Origin of the sequence: Fontibacter flavus (assembly GCF_042432905.1) — a bacterium.
GTDB lineage: Bacteria > Bacteroidota > Bacteroidia > Cytophagales > Cyclobacteriaceae > Fontibacter > Fontibacter flavus.
This window is the reverse complement of sequence record NZ_JBHLWI010000009.1, coordinates 234,266-247,260: the sequence shown is the minus strand read 5'-3', so window position 1 is coordinate 247,260 and position 12,995 is coordinate 234,266. Positions and strand designations below refer to the sequence as shown.

The following is a 12,995-nucleotide window of genomic DNA, read 5'->3' as shown; positions in this document are numbered from 1 at the left end:
GAGAAAAGATAAAGGCCAGCTTATCAACTGGCCTTTATCTTTTTATTTGAGATTTAATTTCCCTTGAGAAACACCAAATAGGTTAGCCATTCTGTAAAGTACCCTTGCCCCTACATTTCCATCCCACTCATCTCCATGAGGTCCTGGTGCGACTTCCACCAAATCAAACCCAATTATCCTTTTTCCGGCTTTGACCACCTGTTTCATGAGGTATAGCACCTGCTCCATTTCAAATCCACCAGCCACAGGAGTACCGGTATGTGGACATAACTTCGGATCCAATCCATCAATATCAATGGTGATGTAAACCTCTGACGGCAATTGTTCCACGATATCATCACAGATAATTTTCCAGGCCTTTCCTTCAAACATATCTTCTTTGATGTCTTTATCATAGAATGTATGGATTCGGTTATTTTCTTTAGCCATAATGGCTTCTTCCTGGCAATAATCGCGGATGCCCACTTGAACCAATTTACTGATCTGTGGAAATTTCAGTGCATTGTAAGCAATCGAAGCATGAGAGTACTCAAAATTTTCGTAGGCTTTTCTCAGGTCAGCGTGGGCATCGATCTGTAAAACACCAAAGCTATCATACTCCTCTGTCAAAGCTTTGATCAAACCCAACGGCGTACTGTGGTCACCGCCAAGAAGGGCTACCTGTTTGCCCATTTCCCTGTATTTTTTTGCTTGGGCATAAACCCAGTCTACCATTTCTAAAGATGCCTTATTGATGATATCCGGTACAGCTGCAAACCTCTCCAAATCCTCTTCAGGCGACCCTGCTTCAAGCCATTGGATATAATTCCTTGCCAAGATTCTATGACTACTGCTAAGGTTATGGATTTCATTGGAAACAGGCAACATATGTATGCCCATTTTCCAGGCGTCATGTATATCGCTTTGGAACAAATCCACCTGATAAGAAGCATTTAATACCGCATCAGGACCATCGGCAGTTCCTGGTGAGTAAGAAACCGTAACTTCCCAAGGCACCGGGATGATAATCAGGTCAGCAGTTTCTTCGTTAAAAGGCAATCCAAAAATACCTTCATAAGTACTTACCCCATTAGGATCAAACTGTTCTATAATTCTATGCTTTAATGACATATTGTTTTTTGGTTAATAATCTAAATTACTGAATAGTGATTCGCTGCGCTTCGATTTATGGTTTTCTAGAGGGTAACCAAACCTAAGCAAATAAAATCAAAAGGTGATTGACAAAAAAATTCTATTGCAATATTTCCTTCAATATCCCTGTATTTCTCCCCACTTCTTTCCATTCATCTACTTGGATTTCAATAATCGCCAACATGCCCGGTTGCAAAGAGATATATCTGTCTCCCGTCAGGTAAGTCAACAATCCGGAAATACCAGGATTATGCCCGACCATAGCAAGGTGATTCACTTCATTTTCAACCTGATTGATCAATCTGAACAAGGTATCCGGATCAGCTTCATAGATTTTTTCCTCATATTGGATATTTTTTGCAGGTAACTCTGAAGTCAAAATACTTGTAGTTTGCCTGGTTCTTACAGCTGGGCTACAAAGAATTCTGTCAAACTGAACAACATCTTTTTTCAAAACTTGGGCTACTCTAAAAACATGGCTTTTACCGTTGGTTGTCAGTGGTCTAACAGCATCTCCTGACATACCAAATCCTGCATCGGCTTCACCATGTCTCATGAGATAAAATATTTTAGGGTTTTTCATGAAGGATAAAATCAACTGGCACAAAATATATACGGAATTATCTTCAAGTAGATTAGATGAAAACAATTTAAATTTGGATTGGAATTTTAAGCCCTCTATTTTTAGGCTTTTATACGGATTGCATTTGCGAGCCATTCTTTAAAAAACGGTTTAATATGTCAAAGAATTTAGTCATCGTGGAGTCGCCTGCCAAAGCGAAAACTATCGAGGGATATTTGGGTAAAGATTTTAAGGTTGCTTCCAGCTATGGCCACGTGCGTGATCTTCCAAAAGGAGATAAAGCAATTGATATCCAAAACAGGTTTAAGCCTACCTACGAAGTCACTCCTGATAAAAAAGAGGTAATCAAGCAATTGAAGAGTTTGGCCAAAGATGCTGAAACTGTTTACCTGGCAAGTGATGATGACCGAGAAGGAGAAGCCATTTCTTGGCACTTAAAAGAAGTCCTGAACCTCAATGACAGCAACACAAAAAGAATCGTTTTTAGAGAAATTACCAAAAATGCCATCACCAAGGCAATCCAAAACCCTAGAAGCATAGACATTGATCTGGTCAATGCCCAGCAAGCCAGAAGGATTCTTGATAGATTAGTTGGTTTTGAATTATCACCTATCCTTTGGAAAAAAATCAAAACAGGTCTATCCGCAGGTAGGGTACAATCCGTAGCAGTAAGATTAATTGTAGAAAGAGAAAGGGAAATTGAAAAATTCAAATCCAAATCTTCCTATAGGATTACCGCCCAATTTGATGTCAAAGGCAAGGTATTAAGTGCCGAACTTCCCAAAAAATTTGACACCCAGGAAGAAGCTGAGAATTTTCTAAAGAAATGTTTGGATGCGGTTTTCACGATCGAAAATCTGGAAACTAAACCCGGGAAAAAGTCTCCTGCACCACCATTTACGACCTCTACCTTACAACAGGAAGCCAGTAGAAAATTGTATTTCTCTGTTGCGCAGACCATGTCCGTAGCCCAAAAGCTCTATGAAGCGGGTAAAATCACCTACATGAGGACTGACAGTGTCAATCTATCCCAGGATGCCATGCAGGCAGCCGAAAATGAGATCAAATCTGCATATGGCGCTGAATTCCATCAGTCAAGGAAATACACCACCAAATCCGAAGGAGCACAGGAAGCCCACGAAGCCATCAGACCTACTGATTTTTCCAAACATGAGGTCACAGGTGATAGAAATGAACAAAGACTATACGATCTGATCTGGAAAAGGGCCATCGCCTCCCAAATGTCAGATGCCAAACTGGAAAAAACGGTGGCAACCATTGGGATTTCTACCACCCCTGAAAAATTAACCGCAAGCGGTGAAGTCATCAAATTTGAAGGTTTCCTCAAAGTCTACTTGGAGAGTACCGATGACGAACCAGAAGATGAGGAAAATGGCAATAAAGGACTTCTGCCTCCATTGAACGTAGGTCAACTTCTGGATTTAATAGAAATGAAAGGAAGGGAAACCTTCAGCAGGCCTGCTCCAAGATATACTGAAGCCTCCTTGGTGAAGAAGCTGGAAGAAATGGGTATCGGTCGTCCATCTACCTATGCGCCAACTATTTCCACCATCCAAAAAAGGGATTATGTGGTTAAAGAATCCAGAGAAGGTACAGAAAGGAAATATGTGGAAATGAAAGTTTCCAATGGCAAATTGACCAAATCAGAAAAAACTGAAATCACAGGGGCAGATAAAAACAAGCTCTTTCCTACCAATATAGCCATGGTGGTCAATGATTTCTTGGTAGAGCATTTCCCCAATGTGATTGATTTTTCCTTTACTGCTAAGGTAGAAAAGGAATTTGATGACATTGCCCATGGTGGTCAGGACTGGCAGGATATGATTGAAAACTTCTATGGCAAATTCCATACCCGAGTAGAAGAAACTGCCAATGTGGCCCGTGCTGATATCAGTAGTTCCAGGGAATTGGGCAAAGACCCAAAAACAGGTAAGCCCGTTATCGCCAGGTTGGGAAGGTTTGGACCTTTGGTACAGATTGGCGAGCAAGAGGATGAAGAAAAACAGTTTGCCAGCATGAAAAAGGGGCAGTTTATCGAAAACATCACCTTGGAAGAGGCTTTGGAACTGTTCAAATTGCCAAGAGATGTGGGCATGTTTGAAGATAAAAAGATGGTGGCAGCTGTTGGTAAATTTGGTCCGTACATCAGACATGACAGTAAATTTGTCTCTTTGAAAAAAGAAATGGATCCATTGAGCATTACTGAAGAAGAAGCCATACAATTGATTCTTGAGAAAAGGGATGCCAATGAGAAAAAGCACATTAAGACCTTTGAGGAAAATCCTGAAATCCAGATTCTCAATGGAAGATGGGGTCCCTATATCAAATTTGGAAAAAATAATTTCAAGATTCCAAAGGATAAAGAAGCTGAAAGTCTTACTTACGCTGAAACAATTGAAATTATTGAAAATCAACCAGTAAAGAAGACAGGAAGATTTACAAAAAAGAAAGCTTAACATTCAGAGCGGATACAAAAAGGTCCGCTTTTTTATTTGAATATTGCTTGTATTCCTGCTAGATTAAGGCAAAAATCAAAATGAAAAAATTGGTTGTATTAACAGGGGCAGGAATATCCGCTGAAAGTGGAATCAGTACCTTTCGGGATGCCGGAGGTCTCTGGGAAGGGCATGACGTCATGGAAGTCGCTTCTCCTGAAGGTTGGCGCAAAAACCGCGAACTTGTCCTGGATTTTTACAACCAAAGGAGAAAGCAAGCTTTGACCTGTCAGCCTAATGAGGCGCATCAGGAACTTGCCAGATTGGAAGAATTTTTTGATGTCACCATAGTAACCCAGAACGTAGACAATCTGCACGGAAAAGCAGGATCATCCAAAATTATCCATCTTCATGGAGAACTGTTCAAATCACAAAGCACTTTAGATCCTTCTTTGGTGTATGAGATGAAAGGTTGGGAATTAAAATTAGGCGATAAATGCGAAAAAGGCAGTCAGCTGCGTCCTTACATTGTATGGTTTGGAGAGATGGTTCCCATGATGGATGCGGCTATTGAAGTTGCCCATGAGGCGGATATTTTTGCAGTAATCGGCACCTCCATGTTGGTCTACCCTGCCGCTGGTCTGATCCAGTATGCGAAAAAGGGAATTCCCAAGTATATCATAGATATCAAACTTCCTGAGACAGGTTTTATTGAAAACCTCATAAAAATTGAAGCCCCTGCATCTGTGGGAACCAAAATCATGTCAGCTCAAATCAAAGAGAAATATGTCTAAAAAAATAGCCGTCATCGGTGCTGGTCCTTCCGGGATCACCGCGCTGAAAAATCTCCTGGACCAAGGTTTGGAAGCCATTGCCTTTGATCGAAACCATGAAGTGGGCGGTAACTGGATTTATTCTGAAGATGAATCCCATTCCAGTGTTTTCGAGACCACCCATATCATCAGCTCCAAAACCCTATCTCAATATGAGGATTTTACTTTTGATGATTTTGATCCTGAGACTGCTGATTACCCCTCCCATGATGAACTGCGAAGATACTTTCAGGCTTATGCCAGAAAATTTGGCCTTTATGAGCATATCCGCTTCAATACCATGGTTATACATTGTGAACGGATAAATGATCAGGAGTGGCTGATTACTACAGAAAAGGAGGGCATTCGTTCCACTGAGAAATTCACTGATCTGGTAGTTAGCAATGGACACCATTGGAACCCCCGATGGCCAAGTTATCCAGGGGAATTTACGGGGGAATTTATCCATTCCCATCATTTCAAGAAAGCTGAGCCTTTTAAAGATAAAAGGGTTTTGGTAATCGGTGGAGGCAATTCTGCCTGTGATGTGGCAGTGGAAACCAGCAGGGTAAGTAAAATGACTGCCATATCCTGGAGAAGAGGTTACCGGATTATTCCAAAATTTTTCTTTGGAAAACCCTCTGATAAAATCGGAGAAAGAAGTTCCTGGATACCCTTGAAAATCAGAAGTTTCTTTTTCGATATCCTTTTGAAAATCATGGTCGGAGACAATAAGCTCTATGGACTTCGCAAAGTTGAAACTAAATTTGGAGAAACCCACCCCACCATCAATGATGAGTTGCTGTACAAAATCCGACATGGAAAGGTCAAACCCAGAATGGATATCAAAAAATTGGAGGGAAAAAAAGTAATCTTTGAAGATGGAAAAGAGGAAAATTATGATGTGATCATTGCCTGTACAGGATACTATCTCTCCCACCCTTTTTTTGATGAAAACTTTATTGACTATAGTTCAGGTCCAGTTCCTTTATACTTGAAAATGTTTCACCCAACCTACCGCAACCTGTATTTTATAGGCATGTTTCAGCCATTAGGCTGTATATGGCCAGGCGCTGAACTTCAGTCAAAAATTATGGCCAGGGAATTGGCCGAGAAATGGGAACGGCCTTCAAATATTGTAGAACTTTGTGAATTGGAAGTGAAAAATCCTCATTATAAGCAAATAGATACACCAAGACATACCATTACGGTAGATTACCATAAGTTTAAAAAAGACCTTTTGAAACACCTGCCCAAAGATTATGTTTCCAAGAAATCAATGCTCAAAGAATCAATCGGTTCATGAAAAAATTGATCAGGTTATAATTTTTTCGTGTCTAAAAAATAACAGTATGAGGTTTGGCTGGGAATAGTACTTCACTAGCATGCCTTGAATAGTAAATCCATAAAAAAAACCGGACTCTCTCAGAGGAGCCCGGTTTTTTTTTATTCTTGATTAATTACAGTACTTATTCAAAGCCTCTTGTGCTTCTTCGTAATTCAGTTTCACTGCTGCTCTTAGGTCTTCACAACCGGATCTTTTATTGTCTGTTGCAATCTTCAGCATGCCTCTGTAATAATAGGCCATACCAAAATCTTTGTCCATTTTGATCGCAGTGCTGTATTCTTTATACGCCTCATCCGTATTCCCTATTTGATGCAAAGCCCTTGCTTTCATAAAATAAGCCATTGCCGGTGCTCCAGGAACTTCCACAGCATACTCGGCATACAACAAGGCATTGTTGTGCTTCTTCTGCTTTTGATAGACATTGGAAAGACTCAGCAAAATCTGCGTGTTTTTCCTATCCTGCTCCAAAGCCAATAGAAAATCCTGCTCTGCTTTTTCATATTCCCCTAACTCTTCATAAGCTCTACCTCTATTGTACAAAGCTTTAAAATCTTTAGGCTTGGTCGACAGGTAAGTATCATAAGCCACAATGGCATTTTCATAATCACCTTGGGTATAATAGCTATCACCTTTATTCGACTCACCACCAGAACAAGAAACTAAGAACATAATGCCTATAAGGGAGGCAAAAACCCATTGAAATACTCTCATTATTAAATTTAATCTATTTTAAACGGCTACATTATTTTCTCTTAATGCATCGTTGAGGGAGGTTTTGAGATCAGTAGAAGCCTTTCTTTGACCGATAATCAAAGCGCAAGGCACCTGAAACTCTCCTGCCGGGAATTTTTTGGTCAAAGAACCAGGAATCACCACAGATCTTGGTGGCACATAACCTTTATATTCTTTAGGTTCAGAACCAGTTACGTCAATAATTTTTGAGCTTCCTGTTAAGGTAACCCCTGCACCTATAACCGCTTCTTTTCCTACCCTTACTCCTTCAACAATGATCGCTCTTGAACCAATAAAAGCCCCATCCTCAATGATCACCGGCGCAGCCTGAACAGGTTCCAAGACCCCTCCAATACCTACACCGCCACTGAGATGGACGTTTTTGCCAATTTGGGCACAAGATCCGACTGTAGCCCATGTATCAACCATCGTGCCACTATCTACATAAGCACCGATATTTACATAAGAAGGCATCATCACAACACCACTTGCCAAATAAGCTCCATAACGGGCTACAGCATGAGGCACTACCCTTACACCCTGTTTGGCATAATTGGTTTTCAAAGCCATCTTATCATGAAACTCAAAAGGACCAACCTCAATGGTATGCATCTTTTGTATAGGGAAATAAAGAATCACAGCCTTTTTGATCCAGTCATTCACCTGCCAGCTGCCGTCTTCCAGAGGTTCCGCAACCCTGAGTTTTCCGGTATCCAAATCACTGATCACCGTTTTGATCGCAATCTCAACATCCTTTTCTTTTAGCAATTCCCTGTTTTCCCAGGCGTTTTCAATAATAGATTTTAATATTTCCATATTTTTGGTCTAAGAGATTAAGTTTTCCCTAAAATGTCACAAATCAAAATTATAATAGCTTCGGTGCTTAAACCATTAAAAGACCCTAGGGCATATTACAGGTTTGGACAATCACTGCGTGAAACAAATAAATACCAGATAAACATCATAGGATTTTCATCAAAAAATGAAGCCTCAGAGAAAAATATAAAATTCAACTCAATTTTTTCAAATAACAGGAAAGCATTCTCAAGACTGTTGGCGAGCTTTAGATTCCTTCGAATATTAAAAAATACCAGGCCCCAAATCATGATCATTTCAACTTGGGAATTGCTGCCTTCTGCAATCCTAGCTAAGCTGATTTTCGGAGGAAAAATCATCTATGATGTCCAGGAAAATTACATATTCAACCTGAAATATAACCAAAGCCTAAAAGGCTGGAAAAAGAAAACAGCAGTCATCATCGTAAATGCCATAGAAAAAGGAACAAAAAGATTTGTTGATCACTATATATTTTCTGAACACTGTTATATTACCGAATTAAAGCATTTAAGGCCCTTTTCTGTTTTGGAAAATAAATTTTTTGGAAAAATCAAGGTTCATGATCCAATAAAATTCAAGGAAAATCAAGACATGCATTTTTTAATTTCCGGTACCATCACTCCTGCTTACGGAATCCTGGAAGCAGTGAAATGGTTTAAAAATATTTTGCCGGCATACCCCTCCTATTCCTTGAATATTATAGGACATGTAACCTTGGCTGAATACCGTTTACAATTGGAAAAAGAGGTAGCCGGCCATGAGGCAATCAGCATGCAGGTTTCAGATATTCCTGTCGATTATCAGGATATTTTGGAAGCATACAAAACCAGTGATATTGTGTTGATGCCCTACTGGCAAGTTCCAAGTATCGTCAATAAAATACCAAGTAAATTTTTCGAATGTATGGCAATGGGAAAGCCTGCATTGTTTTCTCCAAATCCATTTTGGACAGGTATCATGGAAAAATATCCTGCTGGAACTGCAGTAGATTTTAAGGACCTGGCCAATGCTCAGGAAAACCTGGAAAAAGCAATGAGCCAAACCTATTTTATACAGCCCCCTGGAGAGGAGGTTTTATGGAATGGTGATCAGGGTAAATTCCTGCAGTTGATTGCCCAAATGTCTAATACCTCAAGTCAAGATCAAAAAGATATTAGGGACTAAATTCCTATAAATATTCAATCCTATTTTTTTCTATTGAATCCCTGAAGGTCCTCATTGTTTAAGCCTTTATTTCAAATCATTCTTCTAGATTCCCTTTTATAAATCAGCCATCTCAGTAGATTTTCATTTTTAGATCAAGGTCTCTATTGATTTTTTAATCCACATGGCTTAAAAAAGTTATCCACTTCTACCCCATTCAGGAAACCCATTTTACACTTTTGGAAACTCTAAAAAATTATAACTCATCAGCCTTTACCATTCTTATTCATAAGTATTACTTATTGGTTTTCAATGTCTTAAATCAATATTTAGACAACCCTATTTTATTTTTTAGGCTATACTAAAACATTGATAACAATTGAAAAAGGGTTATCCACAGCTGTTTTAGCTTAGGTTAAATTATTTTTTAGCGTGATCTAAATTACTATCTTTGTCCTTTATTAAACAAACCAACCATGACTACCCTGACTTACGCTGAAGAGAATTACCTGAAAGCCATTTACCATCTTTCGGAAGGTGGCCAAAAAGGTGTGTCCACGAATGATATTTCTGCTGAAACCAAAACCAAGCCTGCTTCCGTTTCCGACATGCTCCGGAAGCTTGGGGAGAAACAGGTGATTGAATACAGGAAATATTACGGTGTACATATCACAGAAGAGGGAAAGAAAATCGCCTTACAGACGATCAGAAAACACAGGCTTTGGGAGGTATTTTTGGTGGAAAAATTGAAGTTCTCCTGGGATGAAGTGCATGAGGTAGCCGATGAACTGGAGCATATCCAATCCCGAATTCTGATACAGCGATTAGATGAATATTTGGGTTTTCCAAAATTCGATCCCCATGGAGATCCTATCCCGGACGAATATGGAGATGTCAGGGCAAGACCGCGGTTGCCCTTGGCTGAACTTGGCCTTAATGAAACGGGTCAGATAGTCGCCGTCAAGGATAGCAGTGCCGCTTTCCTCAGGTATTTGGACAAGGTTGGGGCCTACATCGGTGCCCGGATCAAGATTCTGGACAAAGTGGATTTTGATGGTTCCGTAGAGATCCTGGTCGATAACAAAAAGACCATATTTATGTCCAAGGATGTGGCTGGGAATATTTTGGTAATGGTATAGTAGAGGCGAGAGATTAGATACTAGAGGCGAGAGACATAGATACTAGATATTAGTCTAACAGACAAAAAAAGTCAGATTTCGGAAAAGGAAAGTCAAGACCTGACCATAATAATTTTAAAAAACATGCAATACTTAGCCAACTATGTGCCCTCTGTTTCTATTGTGGTAAAGAAAAATCTTTTGAATATTCAAACCTTATATTGAAAAGCGGTTAGACCCAAGAGGCAAGGCATAAGACAAAAAAAGTCGGATTTCGGAAGGAGGATTTCGGAAAAGGAAAGTCAACATGTTATTTGTATCAAGTACCAAGTACGATGTACCAAGACTAAGGAGAACATTGAGATTTTGAGAATATCCATGGTGTTAGAGATGAGTGCTTATAAAAGGGTATATAAAAATATGTACCAAGCACATTGTAAAATGAGACATGTAATTTTTGGCCGCATTTCGAAATCCATTTTCAAAAATCCCCCTTCAATTAGTCTTTTTCTCGCTTCACGTTTCTAGTATCTCGCATCTAGCCTCTACAAATTGGAATAGATTTTGGAACCTGATGAACTTGAAATATATTACCTTCGTTTATATTGGAGCACCCTTAATAAATTGAATAGATGAAAAAAATATTATCATTTCTTTTTTTAACAGTTCTCATGAGCTCAGCCGCAATCGCCCAAACTGAAATCAAATGGCTGACTTTTGAAGAAGCTGCAGCCAAAACAGCTGAGAATCCCAAAATGGTATTTGTGGATGTTTACACCGATTGGTGCGGTTGGTGCAAAAAAATGGACAAAGAAACTTTCACTGACCCCGCAGTCATTGACTTTATCAATGAAAACTTTTATGCCGTCAAAATGAACGCAGAAGATACCAAACGAAAATTCAGTTTTAAAGGCAAAGAATACACTGAAGCTACCATGTCAAGGGCTATGCGCGTAAGCTCCTATCCTAACTTTGTGATCATGGATGCGACAATGGAAAACATCACCCAATATCCAGGTTACCGTCAACCGGATCCTTTCTTAAAAGGTTTGACCGGAATCGTTGCAAGATTTAATAAATAAACATGAGTTTTTCGCTTCACGAAAAAGAAGATACCATCATCGCTTTGGCCACCCCACAGGGAGTTGGTGCCATTGCTGTAATACGTCTTTCCGGTAAAGATGCCATACGCATCACCAATGAAGTTTTCAAAGGCAAAGATCTTGAAAAGCAGGATTCCCATACCATCCATTTCGGAACTATCAGAGATGGTGAAAGAATTATTGATGAAGTATTGGTATCCTTATTCATTGCCCCAAAATCCTTTACCAAAGAAAATGTGGTGGAAATATCTACCCATGGTTCTTCTTATATCGTGAATCAAGTGATCAAACTCCTGATCCGTCATGGTGCCAGACCGGCCAAACCCGGTGAGTTTACCCAAAGGGCATTTTTGAACGGGCAGTTTGATTTGGCCCAAGCGGAAGCAGTAGCCGACCTGATCCATTCGGATTCCGAGGCTTCCCATCAGGCCGCCATCAGTCAGATGCGTGGTGGTTTTTCAGGTGAAATCTCCAAACTCCGTGCTGAACTGATCCACTTTGCTTCCATGATAGAGCTTGAACTGGATTTTACCGAAGAAGATGTGGAGTTCGCCAGCAGAGATGATTTGAGAATCTTGGTGGAAAAGCTGCTTCGCGTAATCGAACAACTCATCGCTTCCTTCGACTTGGGGAATGTGATCAAAAACGGAGTTCCTACGGTCATCGCTGGCAAACCCAATGCAGGTAAGTCTACCCTATTGAATGCTTTGCTCAATGAAGAGAAAGCCATTGTCTCCGATATTGCGGGCACTACCCGTGATTTTATCGAAGATGAAATCAATATCGGGGGTGTGATATTCAGGTTTATCGATACTGCCGGCCTTAGGGAAACCACCGATACCATAGAAGCTATAGGCGTCAGCCGTACGCAGGAAAAGATGAAGACGGCTTCCTTGATCCTTTACCTCTTTGACTTGGGAGATACAGATATGGTAGAGATCAATAGGGACATCAACAAACTGGAGAACCTGGGCGTTCCTTTCCTTAAAGTAGCCAATAAAATAGATAAAGCCAATCCTCAATTTATCAATGACTTAAAAGAAAAGCATCCAGATACGATATTTATTTCTGCCGCCCAAAAAGAGCATCTGGATCTTTTGAAAAACAGGATATTGGAATTGGTGAATTTGGATAAATTCAAGACAGGTAATACCATTGTCACGAATATCCGGCATTACGATTCCCTGGTCAAAACCCGACAGTCCCTACTCGACGTGCTGACCGGTTTGGATAACCATATTACCAATGACTTCTTGGCTATGGATATCCGCAGGTCTTTGCACTACCTTGGCGAGATCACGGGTGAGATTACTACTGATGATCTGTTGGCGAATATCTTCAGTAAGTTCTGTATCGGGAAATAACCTTTGAGGTTTTTGAGACCTCAAAGGTTATTTATTCTTATATAATGGGATTTTTAACCTCTCCCTTGAAATAGCCTCAATCGATAGAACGCAGATCCAACTGATTAATAAGTAGTTCTCCAGAGAATCGGTATATTAACAGATTATTTAAGAGTGAATATATTCGAATAGCTTCTGAGATTTTCACTATTAAAAAAATTAAAGTGCTAAGATGCCTTGTCTGAGTAATAGCACTTTTTTATATGGTTTTTCAGAAATTGATTACCTGCTGATTGAAGCTAAATTCCTGTTTCTAAATCTCATGTATTGGGAGACCGTTTGAGGTTTAGCGTCATTGGTTTCAAAATACAAATGATAATGGTTACTAC

General features: G+C 39.9%; 11 protein-coding genes. 7 read left to right on the top strand and 4 right to left on the bottom strand.

All coding sequences use genetic code 11. From position 1 onward, the window contains the following. Nucleotides 1-42 precede the first annotated feature (42 nt). On the bottom strand, nt 43-1,110 hold the full coding sequence (locus ACFFIP_RS05630) for an agmatinase family protein (RefSeq protein ID WP_382386595.1): 1,068 nt from the start codon (nt 1,108-1,110) through the stop codon (nt 43-45). Nucleotides 1,111-1,231: 121 nt separating this feature from the next. Further along, nucleotides 1,232-1,714, bottom strand: a complete 483-nt coding sequence (sixA, locus tag ACFFIP_RS05625) for a phosphohistidine phosphatase SixA (protein WP_382386594.1) — start codon at nt 1,712-1,714, stop codon at nt 1,232-1,234. A gap of 155 nt (nt 1,715-1,869) precedes the next feature. Here sixA and topA point away from each other — a divergent pair, with 155 nt between their 5' ends. From topA to ACFFIP_RS05610, 3 genes are all read left to right on the top strand, one after another. Next, entirely contained in the window at nt 1,870-4,191 is a 2,322-nt protein-coding gene (gene topA, locus ACFFIP_RS05620) for a type I DNA topoisomerase (RefSeq protein WP_382386593.1), read from the top strand. An 80-nt stretch (nt 4,192-4,271) separates the two neighbouring features. Beyond that, nucleotides 4,272-4,964, top strand: a complete 693-nt coding sequence (locus ACFFIP_RS05615) for an SIR2 family NAD-dependent protein deacylase (protein WP_382386592.1) — start codon at nt 4,272-4,274, stop codon at nt 4,962-4,964. After that, the gene (locus tag ACFFIP_RS05610; RefSeq protein WP_382386591.1) at nt 4,957-6,288 is read left to right on the top strand and encodes a flavin-containing monooxygenase; all 1,332 of its coding nucleotides are present in this window, start codon (nt 4,957-4,959) and stop codon (nt 6,286-6,288) included. The genes ACFFIP_RS05615 and ACFFIP_RS05610 overlap by 8 nt, the downstream gene beginning before the upstream one ends. Nucleotides 6,289-6,438: 150 nt before the next feature. On the opposite strand, the gene ACFFIP_RS05605 is transcribed toward ACFFIP_RS05610, so the two are convergent. Both ACFFIP_RS05605 and ACFFIP_RS05600 read right to left on the bottom strand, forming a co-directional pair. Further along, nucleotides 6,439-7,041, bottom strand: a complete 603-nt coding sequence (locus ACFFIP_RS05605; protein WP_382386590.1) for a tetratricopeptide repeat protein — start codon at nt 7,039-7,041, stop codon at nt 6,439-6,441. Between the two features lie 18 nt (nt 7,042-7,059). Beyond that, entirely contained in the window at nt 7,060-7,878 is an 819-nt protein-coding gene (locus tag ACFFIP_RS05600) for a 2,3,4,5-tetrahydropyridine-2,6-dicarboxylate N-succinyltransferase (protein ID WP_382386589.1), read from the bottom strand. A gap of 288 nt (nt 7,879-8,166) precedes the next feature. On the opposite strand from ACFFIP_RS05600, the gene ACFFIP_RS05595 reads away from it, so the two are divergent. The 4 genes from ACFFIP_RS05595 (at nt 8,167) to mnmE (ending at nt 12,627) form a co-directional block, all read left to right on the top strand. After that, nucleotides 8,167-9,063, top strand: coding sequence for a glycosyltransferase (locus ACFFIP_RS05595; protein ID WP_382386588.1), 897 nt, complete (start codon nt 8,167-8,169; stop codon nt 9,061-9,063). Nucleotides 9,064-9,518: 455 nt separating this feature from the next. Next, entirely contained in the window at nt 9,519-10,181 is a 663-nt protein-coding gene (locus ACFFIP_RS05590; protein WP_382386587.1) for a metal-dependent transcriptional regulator, read from the top strand. A gap of 611 nt (nt 10,182-10,792) precedes the next feature. After that, nucleotides 10,793-11,242, top strand: a complete 450-nt coding sequence (locus tag ACFFIP_RS05585; protein ID WP_382386586.1) for a thioredoxin family protein — start codon at nt 10,793-10,795, stop codon at nt 11,240-11,242. 2 nt (nt 11,243-11,244) lie between these two features. Further along, a complete protein-coding gene (gene mnmE, locus ACFFIP_RS05580; protein ID WP_382386585.1) occupies nt 11,245-12,627 on the top strand; it encodes a tRNA uridine-5-carboxymethylaminomethyl(34) synthesis GTPase MnmE in 1,383 nt (460 codons plus the stop codon). Nucleotides 12,628-12,995: the final 368 nt, after the last annotated feature.

What these genes read in the sequence shown, in the direction of transcription:
- ACFFIP_RS05590 (WP_382386587.1), top strand. Translation starts at nt 9,519, where the DNA reads ATGACTACCCTGACTTACGCTGAAGAGAATTACCTGAAAGCCATTTAC.
- topA (WP_382386593.1), top strand. Translation starts at nt 1,870, where the DNA reads ATGTCAAAGAATTTAGTCATCGTGGAGTCGCCTGCCAAAGCGAAAACT.
- mnmE (WP_382386585.1), top strand. Translation starts at nt 11,245, where the DNA reads ATGAGTTTTTCGCTTCACGAAAAAGAAGATACCATCATCGCTTTGGCC.
- sixA (WP_382386594.1), bottom strand. Translation starts at nt 1,714, where the DNA reads ATGAAAAACCCTAAAATATTTTATCTCATGAGACATGGTGAAGCCGAT.
- ACFFIP_RS05600 (WP_382386589.1), bottom strand. Translation starts at nt 7,878, where the DNA reads ATGGAAATATTAAAATCTATTATTGAAAACGCCTGGGAAAACAGGGAA.
- ACFFIP_RS05605 (WP_382386590.1), bottom strand. Translation starts at nt 7,041, where the DNA reads ATGAGAGTATTTCAATGGGTTTTTGCCTCCCTTATAGGCATTATGTTC.
- ACFFIP_RS05585 (WP_382386586.1), top strand. Translation starts at nt 10,793, where the DNA reads ATGAAAAAAATATTATCATTTCTTTTTTTAACAGTTCTCATGAGCTCA.
- ACFFIP_RS05630 (WP_382386595.1), bottom strand. Translation starts at nt 1,110, where the DNA reads ATGTCATTAAAGCATAGAATTATAGAACAGTTTGATCCTAATGGGGTA.
- ACFFIP_RS05595 (WP_382386588.1), top strand. Translation starts at nt 8,167, where the DNA reads ATGATCATTTCAACTTGGGAATTGCTGCCTTCTGCAATCCTAGCTAAG.
- ACFFIP_RS05615 (WP_382386592.1), top strand. Translation starts at nt 4,272, where the DNA reads ATGAAAAAATTGGTTGTATTAACAGGGGCAGGAATATCCGCTGAAAGT.
- ACFFIP_RS05610 (WP_382386591.1), top strand. Translation starts at nt 4,957, where the DNA reads ATGTCTAAAAAAATAGCCGTCATCGGTGCTGGTCCTTCCGGGATCACC.